This is a genomic window from Carboxylicivirga marina, assembly GCF_016612505.1.
Lineage (GTDB): Bacteria > Bacteroidota > Bacteroidia > Bacteroidales > Marinilabiliaceae > Carboxylicivirga > Carboxylicivirga marina.
Genome location: NZ_JAENRR010000011.1, coordinates 45,656 through 63,090, shown reverse-complemented (window position 1 = coordinate 63,090; position 17,435 = coordinate 45,656). Strand labels below are relative to the sequence as shown.

Annotated in this window: 12 protein-coding genes; 5 read left to right on the top strand and 7 right to left on the bottom strand. The window is 37.9% G+C overall.

Features of this window, described 5'->3' with window-relative positions:
* Window positions 1-14 precede the first annotated feature (14 nt).
* From JIV24_RS06710 to JIV24_RS06695, 4 genes are all read right to left on the bottom strand, one after another.
* Window positions 15-764 (bottom strand): NYN domain-containing protein, encoded by a 750-nt coding sequence (locus JIV24_RS06710; RefSeq protein ID WP_200464257.1) that lies wholly within the window; start codon window positions 762-764, stop codon window positions 15-17.
* 1,209 nt (window positions 765-1,973) lie between these two features.
* Window positions 1,974-2,612, bottom strand: coding sequence for a CDP-alcohol phosphatidyltransferase family protein (locus JIV24_RS06705; RefSeq protein ID WP_200464256.1), 639 nt, complete (start codon window positions 2,610-2,612; stop codon window positions 1,974-1,976).
* On the bottom strand, window positions 2,605-3,702 hold the full coding sequence (locus tag JIV24_RS06700; RefSeq protein ID WP_200464255.1) for a pyridoxal phosphate-dependent aminotransferase: 1,098 nt from the start codon (window positions 3,700-3,702) through the stop codon (window positions 2,605-2,607). The genes JIV24_RS06705 and JIV24_RS06700 overlap by 8 nt, the downstream gene beginning before the upstream one ends.
* 40 nt (window positions 3,703-3,742) lie before the next feature.
* Complete coding sequence (locus JIV24_RS06695; protein ID WP_200464254.1) at window positions 3,743-4,540, bottom strand: phosphocholine cytidylyltransferase family protein; 798 nt, start codon at window positions 4,538-4,540, stop codon at window positions 3,743-3,745.
* 620 nt (window positions 4,541-5,160) lie between these two features.
* Between JIV24_RS06695 and JIV24_RS06690 the strand changes: the two genes are divergently transcribed.
* Entirely contained in the window at window positions 5,161-5,619 is a 459-nt protein-coding gene (locus JIV24_RS06690; protein ID WP_200464253.1) for a hypothetical protein, read from the top strand.
* A 94-nt stretch (window positions 5,620-5,713) separates the two neighbouring features.
* Here JIV24_RS06690 and JIV24_RS06685 read toward each other — a convergent pair whose 3' ends face one another.
* The gene (locus JIV24_RS06685) at window positions 5,714-6,103 is read right to left on the bottom strand and encodes a cupin domain-containing protein (protein WP_200464252.1); all 390 of its coding nucleotides are present in this window, start codon (window positions 6,101-6,103) and stop codon (window positions 5,714-5,716) included.
* Between the two features lie 279 nt (window positions 6,104-6,382).
* Window positions 6,383-7,486: a nickel-binding protein gene (locus JIV24_RS06680; protein ID WP_200464251.1), complete on the bottom strand. Its 1,104-nt coding sequence runs from the start codon at window positions 7,484-7,486 to the stop codon at window positions 6,383-6,385.
* A gap of 348 nt (window positions 7,487-7,834) precedes the next feature.
* On the opposite strand from JIV24_RS06680, the gene JIV24_RS06675 reads away from it, so the two are divergent.
* The 4 genes from JIV24_RS06675 (at window position 7,835) to JIV24_RS06660 (ending at window position 15,516) form a co-directional block, all read left to right on the top strand.
* Window positions 7,835-8,215, top strand: coding sequence for an HYC_CC_PP family protein (locus JIV24_RS06675; RefSeq protein ID WP_200464250.1), 381 nt, complete (start codon window positions 7,835-7,837; stop codon window positions 8,213-8,215).
* 99 nt (window positions 8,216-8,314) lie between these two features.
* Entirely contained in the window at window positions 8,315-12,118 is a 3,804-nt protein-coding gene (locus tag JIV24_RS06670) for an efflux RND transporter permease subunit (RefSeq protein WP_200464249.1), read from the top strand.
* A gap of 3 nt (window positions 12,119-12,121) precedes the next feature.
* Complete coding sequence (locus tag JIV24_RS06665) at window positions 12,122-13,354, top strand: TolC family protein (protein WP_200464248.1); 1,233 nt, start codon at window positions 12,122-12,124, stop codon at window positions 13,352-13,354.
* A 41-nt stretch (window positions 13,355-13,395) separates the two neighbouring features.
* A complete protein-coding gene (locus JIV24_RS06660; RefSeq protein ID WP_200464247.1) occupies window positions 13,396-15,516 on the top strand; it encodes an efflux RND transporter periplasmic adaptor subunit in 2,121 nt (706 codons plus the stop codon).
* A 528-nt stretch (window positions 15,517-16,044) separates the two neighbouring features.
* Here the strand turns inward: JIV24_RS06660 and JIV24_RS06655 are convergent.
* Window positions 16,045-17,340 carry an amidohydrolase gene (locus JIV24_RS06655; RefSeq protein ID WP_200464246.1) on the bottom strand — a complete coding sequence of 432 codons (1,296 nt, stop codon included), beginning with the start codon at window positions 17,338-17,340 and terminating at the stop codon, window positions 16,045-16,047.
* Window positions 17,341-17,435 lie beyond the last annotated feature (95 nt).

The window sequence follows — 17,435 nt, the reverse complement described above, 5'->3', positions numbered from 1 at the left end:
AATTACTCCACAGCTTACTTCTTTGAGATATATTTTACTTTATTTTTCACATAAATCAACTTATACCTGCTATTTGGACTGTCTCTTTGTTCAATCTCAAATCGGCCAATGGAGTCAATCAAAGGAGTTAATTTTTGAAAACCGTAATTTCTGGGATCAAAGTTTGGTCGTTTTTTTTGCAATAAGCTTCCTACATCACCTAAAAATGCCCACCCTTCATCATCAGAAAGATCTGTAATTGTTGCAGCAATTAGTTTTATTTCCTTTGAGGAAATTTTATCAAATAGTTCTTTCTCCGAATCTTTATCGTCTTCAGACTCTTTATCCTTAGCTCTGGTTTTTAAAATTTCGATATAAATGAATTTATCACATGCCACTATAAAAGGGGTTGGCGTCTTTTTCTCCCCAATGCCAATTACTTGCATGCCAGCTTCTCTTAATCTGGTTGCTAATTTGGTAAAATCACTATCGCTTGACACTAAGCAGAATCCATTGACTTTTTCAGAATAAAGGATATCCATGGCATCAATTATCATGGCCGAATCCGTAGCATTCTTTCCCGAAGTATAGGCATATTGCTGAATTGGAGTAATTGCATTCTCCAGTAATATCTTTTTCCAATTATTTAAATCAGGTTTAGTCCAGTCGCCATATATTCTTTTAATGGTAGGGTTTCCATATTTTGCAATTTCCTCCATCATCTCCTTTACATTGGCGGATGGTATATTGTCCCCATCAATTAGTACTGCTATATTAATATTCATCAGACTCTATTTAATGTACATCTACAAAATCGCTTGTTGACAATCTCAGTGATTTGTGAAGTTAATGATTTATAAGCCAAGACTCGAATGCAACACGATAAATCCCAGCAAAATCTAATGTCTTCACGCTAACCGCGTTCAGTATTTAGATCTACACACTGTTTGATAATGGATGATTACACTTGAACAAAGAAAAATGGGACGACAAACAAGTTGTTTCGTTGGAGTGGATGAAAGAAGTATTTAATCCGTTTATCATGGGTCACGGTAAAAAGTTATGGACTAAATGAATCTTCAGATCAGTATGTAGAATAAAAGAATATATAAAATAAATGAACCTGGCATTGCTTACGCTTCGTATTCTAAACTAGTATTATTAAATATCGGGACATGTGAGATTTATAATATTGAAATACGTTTAATCGTTGCTACGCTGAAGTAATCATGAAATCTCTTTACTCTTTCTTTGGCATTGCCCCAAAAGAAACAAAAGGCTAGCCGGAAAGAAAGCCGCCCGCTCGTTTCAATTGTTAATAATTCTACCGAAGTAAGGCCTTTTATCAAAGGCAAAGGCAAGCCTCTTCTTGGAATTATATATAACAATTGAAACTTCACCCCGCCGTTGGCCATCGCTTTCCGGCAGGCCAACGCACAAGTGCATACTAATTACATATATCTATTCATCTTAATCGAAATGGAATTTCGACAGTGGGTTGGCCTGTTCCATTTGCGAGCGGGCGATGGAGTGAATAAGGGTTAATTTAGTTGAACAATAAAGAGGCTTGTTCTACTTTGTTTGTGAAACTCATTAACCCTTAGAGCGCGGGGAAGCATAAATGGGACTAGCTTTTTCCTTCCCTTTTTGGCAATGAAAAAAGGGAAACCCGTCTGGTAAGACGAATTAATGCAAAATTGATAGCAAATAACTTGTCGTTCCTTTTTGTAAATTTCATTGAGCATCCACTACTATTAAGTATGAGCCTTTATCAATTTTAAACCTCCGCTATATCGTTGTAGTCAGTGGCAAATGGTAAAAACAGAATATGGCTTTAATTCTTGGTTAATTCGACAAATTATAAATGTTGCTCCTGATTTAAATTTGGTAATGAAAATAAATGCAGACAATAGAGGTATTTAGAAAGAAAAGTGAACACCTTTAGAGTATTTAATTAAAGAACATTTTTATGCTGAACGAAATACACTACTTATCTATACCTGGTTCAACAGAAACCATCCATAAATACATGTAAGAGTCATGACATAAATAACTAAAGCATAAACCCATTTCCCTCCAAATTTAGGTGTTGCGATTGAAGATAAGTTGAGAGCTGCAAGCAACATCAAGAGCGTATAAATTGTAATAGAAAAAATAGTTTGCGAAAACAAGCCCTCAAACAAAAATACAAATGCCAAAATAAGCACATTATTATCTAGCGGAAAACCTTTGTATGTTTTACTATCTATAAGTCCGTATACATTGAAATAAGTGAGACGAATGGCGCTGGATGCAATAATTACAAAAGCACCAGGTAAAAACCAAATATTGTAGTTGCCATAACTTAATAGGATGATAGCAGGTAAAATACCAAAGCTTACAATATCAATCATTGAATCAAGCTGGGCGCCAAATTCGCCTTGTACCTTGGTTCTTCCTTTCATGTTTCGGGCAATAATACCATCAAACCAATCGAATAGCACTGCCCATAGCACGCCGATTATTGCTGCCGGAAAGTTTCCTTGTATGGCAAAATAAATTCCTATTACAGCACTAAATAAGCCTAAAAGAGAACAAACATTTGGCAAATCTTTAATAAAGCTAAATACACTTATTTGTTTATCCCTATCCATACATAACCTCCTTTAATACAGTAATAAGCTTAATATTTTCCGCCTGAGTTCTACTGGCAATACGAAGGTATCGGTCGGCATCGGGTTGAGTTTTTCCTGCACTATCTTTTATGTAAATATTGTGCTTAATAAACAAGCGTTTTACCACCTCAGGTCCGTTTAAAGCATCACCGGGCAAACGACAATAAATATAATTTGCATCGGGTTTAAAAACGGTCATCCCATCAATTGCACTTAGCTGACTATAAAACAAGTCTCTATCTGCTTTTACTTTTTCACAGCTCGCCTCAAACTCTTGTTTATATTGTGGTAGAATTCTGAGAAATTCTTCAGCAAAGCCATTAATATTCCATATGTGAATGCCATTACGAACTGCCTGAGCAAATTCAGGATTAGCCGTTAACATATATCCAATTCTTAAGCCGCAAATGCCATAGGCTTTACTCATACTTTTAAGAATAGCCAAATTCGGATATCTATCAATATCTTGCTCCAGACTAATTTGTTCTTTGTTATCAGCAAAATCAAGAAACGATTCATCTACAACAAGCATGCACTTGCTTGGTTCAAGCTTTTTCGCCAAGCGAATTAAATCGGCTTTTGGCACCAGCATCGATGTCGGGTTGTTGGGCGTTACTACAACAGCTATATCGGCACCAACTTTAATTGCCTCATCGGCAAACTTATCAACATCAAGCTGAAATGAAGGGAAATCCAGCGGAAATTCCACCACCCTACCTTCAGGTGCAGCATTTGCATACTCGTTAAAAGAGGGAACTGGTACTATTAGTTTCTTTGCTAAACTTCCCGAAAGAATTTTTATAATCTCAGCGGCTCCGTTGCCAACAATAATTCTTTCTGTAGGTTGGATAATAATACTCCCAATAAGTTCGGCAAGGGCATCTTGCGCCATAGGATAATTCAAAACAAGGTTGTTTATATTATCTTTTAAATGGGTAAAGACTTCCTTGGGCGGAAAATATAAATTATACAAGTAAGCATGGTCGGTAAAATCATGCCGATAATATCCACCATGCTGTTTTGCTATGTATTCGTATTTTTCTTCTTGAGTGTTATAATGATTTTTCATTGTATTTTAAGCTTAATTACTACTATATTCCCTATTTCATTTATGCCATTACATTTTCATGCATAAATACCTTTTTTTCGTGCTTCGAGAATAGTAATTCCGCCTTAGCTAAATCTTTAATCGTATCAATTTCGTACCATGGTTTGTGGTCAAATGAAACCGAATTGAAAGAAAGACTATTATTATCAACCATTTCAGAAAAAACAGTTTCGTAATAACAGTTTACCCTATCTGCTAAAATATATCGGTTCAATTGTTTAATGATTGCTTGCCACGACTGAAGGGAAAAACTGTAAATATTCACTGTTTTATATCGGATATCAGAATAGGAATCAGAGCTTCCTTTTTGAAACTGAGTAACCCTATTATCCTTGTCGATGGTTACCGTTGTCCCGTTTAGCCATGGCTGCATTAGTGCTATAGCCATTCTATCGGGGTAAACCATTTCATCGAGCAAACCGGAGTTTAATACCAAATCGCTTTCAAAAAGCACAAAAGGCTCATTTATAATAGTTCGAGCCATCCAAAGCGAATATATATTATTGGTTGTTTTATATAAAGGACTATGAATGTATTCTATGGAGATATCTCCCGATTTATCACCAAGGTAATCCATGATACATTCTTTTAGGTGCCCGGTAATTATTACAAGTCGTTTAAAGCCCTGACTTTTAAAATTCGAGATAAGTCTGTCAAGAATAGATTTGTTATTTACAAGGGTAAGACATTTGGGGGCTTTTTGTGTTAATGGATATAGTCGGCTTCCGGTACCTGCCGCTAAAAGCAATGCTGTAGTTATGCGATTTTGACCACTATTATTGTCTGAATCACTATTCATATTGGATGTATTGATATCACCAAAAAAAACTAAACGCAGTTAAGCACCTAGCGTACTAAATTTTAGTACTCTGATGTTTGGATTAGTTTCCTGATAATTCAACTATAAGTATGAAGTCCGTTGATTAGATGTTTTTTGCTTCTGGAGCACATCAACAAAATTGATAGTGAATGATTGATACTAAAAGATTAGTAATCCGTTTGCAAAGATACATTAATAAATAAGAGCAACTATTTTTTCTTTATTTTCTGTTAGAGGTAGTTAGTGGTTTATGAAAAAAGTGCGAAAAGCTAACGATAGATATAGGTCATTTTACGGATGGTGTTAAATTTGGATGCTGTGACATTTAAAAAAACATTGAAATTTTTATAGATAGGTATTATAAAGTACCACATGTCCCATATTATTGCATTCAAAAGTCTCAGCAAACCCACGATAAATTTATGACAGCTCTTGGTATAGAAGTTTTCCAGATACATCAAATAATTTGAAATTTAGATAACCAAAACAAAGGATAAACGTAAATAAAGTAAGAATATTAAAAGATAATAAGTTAACGTATTTATATCCAAACACTAATTGTCGTTTCAATTTCTCAAAATAATCAAAAGAACATATTTATGAAATATATTATTAGCCTGTTATTTTTTATCGTGGCACATATTTCTTCAGCTCAGATTTCATTTGAATCAGGGAGTGTACAATTGGAATCTGATCTGAACACTATCAATGCAGGTGCCAATCTGGATTTTGGCGCTTTTAAGACCGATTTGAGTATTAGCTATAATGTATCTGAAAAGAAATTAGATTACATGCATGGTGAATTGAATATGGCAGCTGGTGAAATATACTTAGCACTTGAAATTTCAAAGTTGTCTAAAACATCTATTGATGGTGTCATTCAAACGCATCAAATGCATAAAAATAAAGGATGGGGATATGTTGCCAGGCAACTTGGAATAAAACCTGGTTCAGAAGAGTTTCATCAGTTAAAAAACAACTCAAAAAATAAAGCTTCAAACCATAAGCATCCGAAAGCTAAAGGTAAAAGCAAAGGTAAAAGTAAGAAAAAAGCATAATAGGTTTTCTAATGATAATGCGAGTTAAAATATCGGCAGTATCCACTTTCCGGTATTTTAACTCGCATTATTAATCTGTGCATAAAGCTATATGTTACGATACAGCCATTTTACCAAGTATATGGTCAATCACTTCACAGTGTTCATCCTGAGGGCTAAACATGATAAAATTCGAATCTTCACCAGCCATTACCGTATGTCCAGGAGGCCAATAGAATAAATCACCTGTTGTTACGGTTTCTCTCGTATTGTCTGAAAAAAGAACTGTTATCTTACCTTCGAGTACATATCCCCAGTGAGGGGTTTGACACATATTTTCTTTCAGCCCTTCAAGGAGAGGCGAAATATCTGTGCCAGCTGAAAGGGTGAAAAACTCACCACTAATCTGGCCATAACCAGTAGAATCACCAAAGCCTGTTTTTTGACGTGCTATTGCTACCGGGGTATCAATCTTAACCGGTACATCTTCTTTTGCAATTTTCATAATATCTAGTTTTTGTGATTAACAATTTCAATGACGATTATTAAAGCTCCTTCCTCCTCCCTGTTTTTATTATACTCAGTATTGTCCGGAAGAATCAATCTTCCACAAAAACGAGTTTTAATTCAAATATTGATAACTGATTAATGCTATTTGTGGAATTTTTCATGATACCTGCTTTTATTTCTGCTAAGGTATGAGAGAATACAAATGAAGGATTACCAAATTCAATTCAAAGAATGGTAATTTTAGGTCAAGCAGGTCGGATAATATCTTTGCTGTTTAGATATCGTAATATAATGATGGTAGAATACCATATCGCTTTTTAAAACATTTTGAAAAATACGACGGACTACTAAAACCTGTTTCATATGCTATCTCTGAAATACTATGCTCTTGCTTATCAAGTAAACTCATTGCCTTATTCAGTCGAAACTCTTTGACAAAATCGTTCGGTGATAATGCTGTCAATGCGATTAGCTTACGATACAGTTGAGATTTACTAACCCCTATTTCCTGCGCCAGATTTTCCAGTCTGAAGCCCTCTATTTTCCATGACTTCTCCATAATAAGAAGCAACTGATCAATGAAGTTTTCTTGCGTACCATTCAGTATTACTATTGCACCTTCCTTCTCCAATCGCTGTAAATTATCATTACTGCAATGTTTAACGACAGTAGATGCCAGCGTTATTTGATCGCTATTCGACATATAACACAGGTGTTTGGCCAACTGTATCGTCTGACCAAAAAAATCATTGTTTTCTGTTATTGGGCTACCCGCACTGATACCTAATTGGATGGCCATTGGATTGAAATGTTTCTCATTTAAGCTGATGAAGCTGTTCCTGATCTCGATGGCACACATTACAGCTTGAGAAACAGAAATAAAAGAACACAAAACACATTGGGCGTTATGCACTGCTTCTCTTCCATTATGCTTAACAGTTATTTGTCTCACAATTTCTTCATGTCGTCGGCGGCTGGAAATGGTATCTTTTATATTCAAGCTCTGGTTTATAGCAGTTGAGTACTTTAAGTTAGTAGCTAAAATAACCCTGAATGCCGATTCATTATGTATAAAAGGCTCATTCGTATCTTTAACCTGACGGTCTTCAATTCTACCAAGAAAAGATTCCACTACCTGGTTGTTCACTTCAATAATCTGGTGCGGAACCAAACCGTGGGCATGTTCGTGCATTGCTTTTACTGCCCCTTTATCCGGTGCTTCAATTAAACAAAAAGCCGTTTGTCTCTCTTCATCAAACCAATAGGTGATTGCACGGCAACCATAATCATCTTGTATTTTTAAATCTTTCTGATGTGCTTCAGCCACATCTTTGGCTGTTACTCCCGGTAGGTCATGTCTATCCATGTAAATCGGCATATCGTCACTTTTAATGGATGAATACTTTATCAGTAGATATTTAAGCAAATAAAAACCTAACTAACAATGCAATATACTTAAATGAAAGCAGGAAGGAAACACCTGAGTCAGGCAGAGCAAGCGAAAGTAGATTTGTAATAGAAACCAGGCTGAAAACTAAATCAAAAAAACTCTAGTACTTTTAGAACAATTTGATGCTAAATAAGAATATTGTCTCAACAAACGCACATTCTTCTATTCTTGTCTAAATAGTTCTTATAAATTACGGTTAATGATTTGTTAAAGGTAATAGTTAACTCAACCTTTACTACCTTTTATTGTTTCTTTGTATAAAGCTTTACAAAAACTATGCTTAAACAAATCAGTCATATACTATTGATAAGCGTGTTGTTGATTTCCACAACAGGCATGACTGTTTCTAAACATTATTGTGGAGGCAGCTTGATTGACGTCAAAATTTTTAGTGAACTGAAGACTTGCTGTGATGACATAGGAACTTCAAAATGTTGTCATAATGAATCAGAACACTTTGAACTGGATGAAGATTTTGTAGTTGAAACAAATAATGTAGAATTTCAAGAAGCTATATTAGACCTTTTATTGCCATTTATTCAAAGTTTTGTTATCAATGAGAATGAGCAACAGGATTTTGAATTAGTGAGACTTAATCCACCGCCGCCCCAAAAGGTTCTTGCCTTTCTTTCTAATATACAAGTGTATCGTTTGTGATTTTTTCGATGTGATTATTAATTGACTTAACGCACTTTAATTGCGATACTTGTGTCAAATCAATAACTTATTTCGAATTTTAATCATAAATGAATTGATATGCTTAATTCTATCATTCGCTTTTTTCTAGAAAATAAGCTGGTTACTTTTTTAGTATTGCTTGTTTTTATTAGTTGGGGAATAATAACTTCTCCATTTGGCTGGGATACTGGTATTTTACCTACTGACCCGGTTCCTGTTGATGCAATACCAGATATCGGCGAAAATCAACAAATCGTATATACCGAGTGGTCTGGACGCTCACCACAGGACATTGAAGATCAAATCTCATATCCATTAACCACCTCCTTATTGGGGATACCTGGTGTTAAAACCATAAGAAGTAATTCTATATTTGGTGTATCTAGTATTTACATCATTTTTGACGAGGATGTGGAATTTTACTGGAGTAGAACCCGCATCCTGGAAAAACTAAATTCATTACCAAGTGGCACATTACCAGATGACGTATCTCCATCTTTAGGACCTGATGCAACTGCCTTAGGACAAATCTATTGGTACACTCTCGAAGGCCGGGATAAGGATGGAAAACCTGCAGGAGGATGGGATCCTCACGAACTACGAACCATACAAGATTTTTATGTGCGCTACTCATTAACATCAGCCAAAGGTGTTGCCGAAGTGGCTTCCATAGGTGGTTTTGTAAAGGAATATCAAGTTGATATAGACCCCAATGCAATGAAGGCACATGGTGTTAATATTGCGCAGATAATGAATGCTGTTAAAAGCAGTAATCTGGATATTGGAGCACGCACTATTGAGTTTAACAGAGCTGAGTATTTGGTACGTGCCATTGGTTACATTAAAAACCTGGAAGACCTTGAAAAAAGTGTTGTAACTGTGCGTGATAACGTGCCTATACGCCTGAAGGATGTGGCCAAGATAAATTTTGGTCCGGCTACAAGGCGAGGTGGACTGGATAAAGGAGGTGCTGAAGCTGTAGGTGGAGTTGTGGTTGCTCGTTATGGTGCCAACCCACTTCAGACCATTGAAAATATGAAGGCCAAGATTGCTGAGATAGCACCTGGCTTGCCTTCCAAAACATTGGCTGATGGTACTGTTTCCAAAGTAACCATTGTGCCGTTTTATGACCGTACCGGATTAATTAAGGAAACACTGGGAACATTGGAAGAAGCTATCTCGCTGGAATTGCTGATTAGTATTCTTGTAGTAATCGTCCTTGTCTTTAATTTGCGAGCTTCGTTTCTCATCTCCAGCTTACTGCCAATCGGTGTATTAATCACTTTTATCACCATGCGACAGTTTGGGGTTGATGCCAATATTGTAGCCCTTTCAGGTATTGCCATTGCCATAGGTGTGATGGTTGATGTGGGGGTGGTTTTTGTCGAAAATATAATCCGGCACATTGAGATGCCTGAAAACAAAGGGAAGCGTGGAAAGGAACTGTTAAATGTCGTATACCAGGCAACCATTGAAGTGGCCGGAGCTGTCATCACTGCATTATCAACCACCATTATTAGTTTCTTGCCTGTGTTTGCCATGGAAGCAGCCGAAGGAAAATTGTTTAAGCCATTAGCCTTTACAAAAACCTTTACGATGATTTCTGCTTTACTCATCGGACTTATTATAATCCCAACCTTATCGCACTTAATTTTTTCCATTAAGATTGATAAAAAGCGATATCAACGATTAGGTAACTTTATACTAATTGCTGCCGGAGTTGTTCTATCAATCGTTTCAGGCAATTATATTGCTTTAGCTATTTCTGCTTACGGCATTAATGGTTTATTGGCCTATCGATGGAAAGAGCATCAGAAAAAATGGATAAACCTGATTAATATAGCCATCACTATCGTTGTAGTTGTATTTTTCCTCACTAAGGCCTGGATGCCTCTTGGGGCGCAAAATAGCCTGTTTGCCAATTTCCTATTTGTAATAGCCATTATAACAACCGTATTGGGCAGTTTATCAATGGTGGTGGTGTTTTATTCCCGAATATTAAATTGGTGTTTAGATAATAAATGGACTTTTTTGGTTGTACCCATTTTTATTGTACTGTTTGGAATGACCAGCTGGCAAGGTTTTAATAAGCTGTTTGGTTTTATGCCTCAGTTTATTAAAGACACCGATTCATATGCTTATTTGGATAAAAAACTACCGGGTATAGGTAAGGAGTTTATGCCATCATTGGATGAAGGCTCATTTTTGTTAATGCCAACGACCATGCCGCATTCCGGTATCGAAGAAAACCTGGAAGTCATTCGGATACTGGATAAACAGGTTAACTCCATACCTGAAGTTGAAACGGTGGTTGGTAAATGGGGACGTGTGAATTCGGCACTGGACCCGGCTCCTACTTCTATGTATGAGAATGTTATTAACTATAAACCAGAATACATACTGAATAAAAAAGGGCATCGCATGCGCTTTAAAACCAATAAAGAAGGCGCCTTCTTATTAAAAGATGGTTCTGCTTACCATCCAAAGGAAGAAGCATTCCGTTTGATTGATAAGGAGGATTTGACGGAGGATAAAAACGGGGAGTATTTCAGGCAGTGGCGCGATGAAATTAAATCACCTGATGATATCTGGCAGGCTATTCTTGATAAAAGTAGCATACCGGGTCTGACATCCGCACCAAAGTTACAACCTATTTCCACACGTTTGGTAATGTTACAAACAGGTATGCGTGCGCCAATGGGTATTAAGGTGTATGGTCCCGACCTGGAAAGCATCGAAAAAGTAGGCTTTGAGCTGGAAAAACAATTAAAGCAGGTTGATGGAGTGCAAGGCATGTCTGTTTTTGCCGACCGTGTGGTAGGTAAACCGTATTTGGAGATGGAAATTGAACGAGACGCCATCGCCCGATATGGATTGACCGTTCAGAATTTACAAGCCGTTATTGGAAGTGCAATTGGAGGAATGCCCTTAACTACCACCGTTGAAGGACGTGAACGTTTTCCTGTACGACTGCGTTATGCCCGTGAGTTCAGGGATAATCCAGAGGATTTAAAACGCATTTTAATTCCTACACCTTCCGGAGCTCAAATACCTCTTGGTGAATTGGTCACTCTAAATTATGTCAGAGGCCCTCAGATGATAAAAAGTGAGGATACTTTCCTGGTGGGCTATGTGATTTTCGATAAAAAAGAAGGTTATGCCGAAGTCGATGTGGTTGAAAATGCCCAGGAATACTTAAAGAAAAAAATGAATAGTGGTGAATTTTCTCTACCTGCCGGGGTGAGTTATAAATTTACCGGAAACTATGAAAATCAGATACGTGCTACCAAGCGCCTAATGATAGTTATTCCAATTTCTTTAATTATCATCTTCCTGATACTGTTCTTCCAGTTCAGGTCGGTTATTTCAACCACTTTGATTTTCTCAGGCATTATTGTGGCATTATCGGGTGGATTCATCATGCTTTGGTTGTACGGTCAGCCTTGGTTTATGGATGGTTCTATAGCCGAAATGAGTTTACGCAATCTATTTCAGGTTAGCACCATCAACCTGAGTGTTGCGGTTTGGGTTGGGTTTATTGCTCTGTTTGGTGTAGCTACTGATGATGGAGTATTAATCAGTACTTACATCAAACAACTACAGGACAAACGACAACCAAAAACCGTTAAAGAAGTCAGGGCTTTGGTATTGGAAGCTGGTTCAAAAAGAGTACGCCCTGCCATCATGACCACTGCGACAACAATTATCGCACTATTACCCGTATTAACATCCACAGGAAAAGGGTCTGATATAATGGTACCAATGGCCATTCCTCTATTTGGTGGTATGACCATTGAGGTTTTAACCATGTTTGTTGTTCCGGTGCTTTACAGTATGTGGCAGGAAGCGAAAATAAAGAAGAATAACCCTGAAAAAGCATAAGACATGAAACGCATTAAGATTTATATATTATTTGTGCTATTAGGTTTGTCAGGTGTGAGTCATGCACAGGATGAACTCAATCACTATTTGGTAGAGGCCGCAGAGAATAATCCGGCTTTAAAAGCCTCATTCAACAAATACCTGGCTGCCCTCGAAAAGGCTCCACAGGTCGGCGCATTACCTGATCCGCAACTAGCCTTTGCCTATTTTATACAACCTGTTGAGACCAGAAACGGTCCTCAGGAGTTCAGGCTGTCAGCCACACAAATGTTTCCCTGGTTTGGAACATTAAAGGCTAAGGAAAATACCAGTATAGAAGAAGCCAAAGCCTTGTATGAATTATTTGAAGAAAACAAGTCGAAACTATTTAATGAGGTAAAGGCTAATTGGTATAATCTGTATTTCAATAACAAGGCTACTATTATCACCCTGGAAAACATAGAGATACTCAATACTTTTAAAAAGCTGGCTATTGTAAAGGTTGAAGCTGGCTTAGTGTCGGCGGTTGACCAGTACCGGATTGAGATGGAAATAAACGATTTGGAAAATCAACTGGCACTCTTAAAGGACAAGCAAGAGGTGTTGGAAGTCTCATTCAATAACCTTCTAAATTTAGATAAAAAGAGGCTTATCACTTTTCCTGATGAGTTGTGGTCGACAGATATTCTGTACACAAAGGTGGCAGTATTGGATTCTATTCAATTAAAGAATCACCAACTCTTAAGCATCGATTTGCAAAAGAGTGCGCTGGTATTTAAAAAGCAAGCGGCCAAAAAACATGGAGCTCCAACATTCAGCCTTGGTATTGATTATATTTCAATTGGAAAAGGTGATAATAATTTATCGGGTAAGGATGCCATCGCATTCCCAAAGGTAGGATTAACCATTCCCCTGTATCGAAATAAATATAAGAGCATGGTTCAAGAAGTCATTTACCTGGAAACTGCCAAGGATTATGAGCGTGCAGATAAGGTAAATGTGCTGGAAACCGTATTTGAGAATTCCTGGAAAGATTATCGTGATGCCCATCGTCGAATTAAGTTATTTGATAAGCAACTGACCATCGCTCGAAAATCCTTAAAATTATTGGAAACAGAATATGCTTACGCCAATAAAAGTTTTGAGGAAATTTTACGGATGGAAAGGCGCTTGTTAAAATACAATCTGGAATTGGAAAAGGCCAGAACAGATAAGCAGGCAGCCATAGCTTTTATCCATTACCTAATGGGTAAATAGCGAAAGTATTCATCAAGTGATAACGTTTTAATGACAGAGAAATGAAAACAATATTTCAAAATATAAAAAGCAATTACAAATTAGTCCTTGGCGTATTAATAGTCGGACTGGCTATTGGATGGATAGTTTCACCATCCGGTAATGCAAATGGTGCCGGAGACGAACATGCGGGCCATAACCACGATGAAGAACCCACTACCTGGACTTGTTCCATGCATCCGCAAATTAAACAGGACAAGTTTGGCTTATGCCCCATTTGTGCCATGGATTTAATTCCATTGTCGTCGATGGGGGGAGGTGAAAATGCTGACCCCAATGAAGTTGTCATGAGTGAAGCAGCCGCCAAACTGGCAGAGATACAAACATCAGTTGTGGCCATTGGAGAGCCCAATAAGTCCATCTATGTGCAGGGGAAATTACATGTAGATGAACGACGTATTGCCGAACTGACTGCTCGCTTTGGAGGACGTATCGAAGAGCTCTTTGTTAATTTTACAGGACAAGAAGTTCGTAAAGGTCAGAAGTTAGCCACTATTTACTCACCTAATTTGGTGAGTGCTCAACGTGAATTAATTGAAGCTTCCGAATTTAAAGAAGACAATCCCTCCTTATACAAGGCATCAAGAGCTAAACTTAAATCGTGGGGTTTGACTGAAAGACAAGTTAACAAAATTGAAGCCTCCGGTGAACCTGAAGTTAATTTTAACGTTCTGTCGCCAATAACCGGAACAGTAACTATGCGCCATGTAGCATTAGGAGACTATGTAAAAGAAGGAACAGCCTTATTAAAAGTTGCCGATTTAAGCAAATTGTGGGTTTTATTTGATGCCTATGAAACAGATTTACCGTGGATGAAAATTGGTGACAAGGTGAATTTTACTTTGCAGGCTCTGCCAGGTGAAAAATTCAAAACAAAGGTGACCTATGTTGACCCTTTTATTGATGCCAGAACAAGAGTTGCCAAGGTGCGGGCCGAAATCAACAACAAGGAACTACGCTTAAAACCTGAGATGTTTGCAAGCGGCGTACTGGAGTCTAAAATAGCGAATGAACAAAAGGCTGTTATTATTCCAAAGTCAGCGGTGCTATGGACAGGTAAAAGATCAGTGGTATACTCTAAAGTTCAAGACCGAGAATCACCCACATTCTTATATCGTGAAATTGTATTGGGACCTGAAGCAGGTGCTTTTTATGTGGTGAAGGAAGGATTGGAGCCAGGCGAGGAAATAGCCACAAATGGTGTATTTAAGATTGATGCTGCAGCCCAGTTAGTTGGATTGCCAAGCATGATGAATGCACCCGATTCGAAGAATCTTAAGAAGGAAACATTTATCGTCGCTGGCAATTGCGAAATGTGTAAAGACAGAATTGAGAAAGCCGCCAAAACGATTTATGGTGTTAGCTCTGCTATATGGAATGCGGATTCGCAGACCATAACTATCCAGTTTGACCCTGAGAAAGCTGAGCTCCATGACGTGCATAAAGTCATTGCCAATTCTGGTCATGATACTGAGATGCATAAGGCCGATGATAATGTCTATAGTAAATTGCCCGGCTGTTGCTTATATGAGCGATTGGATAATACATCAAAGGACTCTTCCGGTGCAGCTGCACACGCCATGCTACAAGTTTCAGGAAATTGTGATATGTGTAAAGAACGCATCGAAAAGGCTGCATTATCAGTTGTAGGCGTAACCAAGGCTAATTGGAATGCCGACAAGCAAGAGTTGCATGTTAATTATCAATCGAACAAAGCCAACACGGATAAAATACAAAAAGCCATTGCCAAGGTTGGTCATGACACTGAAAAGTATAAAGCCGATGATGCAGTTTACGATGCGCTTCACGGTTGTTGTCAATACCCTCGCATGGAACAACTAAAGAGCAATAATGAAAAACAGCATGTGATGTTTAATGTTGGAGGCAACTGTGGCATGTGTAAAGACCGTATTGAAACAGCAGCACTAACTGTTGAGGGCGTCCTTGATGCCAACTGGGATAAAGAAACTAAAAAGATACACATTAACTTTTCTGCCCCGGCTACAGAGGATGGCGTTCAGAAGGCAATAGCCAAAGCCGGACACGATACCGATAAATACAAAACCGATGATGCTGTATACGAACACTTACATAGCTGTTGTAAATATGAGCGATTAAAATAGTTACTGGAAAGTCCGGATAGTATTCAACAATTTGATGTTGTATTTCTATACTCAGGGGAGTGTCAGTTCCAAAACTGATTGCGCTCTATACGGAGTTAGGGCTTTAGGTATCTTGGTCGAAAAGAAATTTTATACTCTCTAGCCTCATTCTTCAGAATGAGGCTTTTTTCATTTTCGGCCAATCATCGTGGGCCATCTATCCAACCATAAAGGGCAATGTGCCCAAAGATATTGGGTAGCTTACCGAAAATGATTGGGCAGTGTACCCATGTCGAAGGGGTGCACCGCCCAATAAAAAAAATGTTACCATTAATTGCAGTTGGCTAAACAGCACAAGCTCAACTAGCAGGCCACCAAGCCGCAAGGTTTTTGATTTGTGATAAATACATATTACCTCAACAGTAAAAGTCCAGAGGGAGAGTTTTATATCACTAGCTGTACTCTTCGGAGTGAGGCTTTTTTTGTAATTATACTAGAAGTAGTTTATTACAGCCTCAGATAGCCCGCAAGTAATGAAACTCAAAACATTCATTTAGACATACTCAATTCTGCCAATACACTAACCATCTTCATCATCACCTCTTCGTCAATATCAAAGTTAGTTTGGTGATGGGTGCCTGCCTTATTGGATGCTCCAATACCCATAAACGCAGCTTTACCACCTGTATTCTGCACATGGTTCATCAGGGTACAGAAATCTTCACTATAAGTATTGTGTAATTCTCGTTCTGTGCAATGTGTAAATAAGCCAGTATCCGTCACAAATTGTTTAATGCTTTTGGCAAGATCGATTGAGCTGGAAGCACTTTCAGCTTCACCTACCAAATTGATATTGCAGGTACAAGCATATTTCTTTGTGATCTCTTCAATTATTCTGATGGAAGCATTGAATAGTTTATCTCGTGTGATTGTGTCACCTGCCCTTGTTTCAATCTTTAAAAGCGCATCAGGACAGATAATATTACGGGCTGTACCTGCTTGCATCTGACCAATATTTAATCGAATATGTGATGGAAAATCAGCTTTTAGCCTTTCTAAGCTTAATATAATTTCTGCAGCAGGAAGCATGGCATTTATTCCTTTTTCAGGTGCTAAAGCAGCATGAGAGGCCTTGCCTTTTATTTCCACATCGAACTTCTTACTGGCAAGCTGACCATAGGTTCCGCAAATAAACTCATTTGGTTCTTTATTTGCCCACACATGAAAGCCATATGCTTCATCCACTTTTTCGAAAATCGAATGTTTTACCACTGCAGCCATTCCACCCAAGCCTTCTTCTGCCGGTTGAAACAATATGATTATTTTTCCCTGAAGACTGCCTTTGCTTGTAGAAAGGTATTTTGCTAATCCCAAACCAATAGCGGTGTGAGCATCATGTCCACAAGCATGCATAAAGCCATTATGAACAGATGCAAACTTCTCTCTAACAGGATAATGATCATTTAATTGACTTTCATTAATGGGAAGTGCATCCATATCAACACGAAAAACTTTTACTGGGCCTTCACCATTGTTAAGTACGCCTGCAACAGCTGTGTAGCCTCCCTTCGTGTGTTCCAACAATTCTTTGTCCAAATCATATCTTTCCAGTGCTTGAGTATAGAATTTATTCAGGGTCTCCTGTGTAGGTAGGTTCATACGTTTATCACAAATCAAATCCTGCCCCATATATACAGTGAAGCCCCATTTTTTCAATGATTGTGCGACAAATGTAGCCGTTCTAAATTCACACCAGGCAGGCTCAGGATACTTGTGAAACAAGCGACGCCATTGAATCATTTCTTCCTGCAGTTGTTTAAAGTTGTTGGAAACACTACTCATCATACACAATTATTTTGTACAAAGATAAAGAGAATAGTGTATATTTATGGCTTAGGATTAAAGACCTCCACAAAGTCATACAAAAACCTACCACTGTT

Coding starts and splice junctions, on each gene's coding strand:
- JIV24_RS06675 (WP_200464250.1), top strand. CDS start 7,835: ATGCTTAAACAAATCAGTCATATACTATTGATAAGCGTGTTGTTGATT.
- JIV24_RS06700 (WP_200464255.1), bottom strand. CDS start 3,702: ATGAAAAATCATTATAACACTCAAGAAGAAAAATACGAATACATAGCA.
- JIV24_RS06670 (WP_200464249.1), top strand. CDS start 8,315: ATGCTTAATTCTATCATTCGCTTTTTTCTAGAAAATAAGCTGGTTACT.
- JIV24_RS06660 (WP_200464247.1), top strand. CDS start 13,396: ATGAAAACAATATTTCAAAATATAAAAAGCAATTACAAATTAGTCCTT.
- JIV24_RS06705 (WP_200464256.1), bottom strand. CDS start 2,612: ATGGATAGGGATAAACAAATAAGTGTATTTAGCTTTATTAAAGATTTG.
- JIV24_RS06685 (WP_200464252.1), bottom strand. CDS start 6,103: ATGAAAATTGCAAAAGAAGATGTACCGGTTAAGATTGATACCCCGGTA.
- JIV24_RS06680 (WP_200464251.1), bottom strand. CDS start 7,486: ATGCCGATTTACATGGATAGACATGACCTACCGGGAGTAACAGCCAAA.
- JIV24_RS06655 (WP_200464246.1), bottom strand. CDS start 17,340: ATGATGAGTAGTGTTTCCAACAACTTTAAACAACTGCAGGAAGAAATG.
- JIV24_RS06690 (WP_200464253.1), top strand. CDS start 5,161: ATGAAATATATTATTAGCCTGTTATTTTTTATCGTGGCACATATTTCT.
- JIV24_RS06710 (WP_200464257.1), bottom strand. CDS start 764: ATGAATATTAATATAGCAGTACTAATTGATGGGGACAATATACCATCC.
- JIV24_RS06695 (WP_200464254.1), bottom strand. CDS start 4,540: ATGAATAGTGATTCAGACAATAATAGTGGTCAAAATCGCATAACTACA.
- JIV24_RS06665 (WP_200464248.1), top strand. CDS start 12,122: ATGAAACGCATTAAGATTTATATATTATTTGTGCTATTAGGTTTGTCA.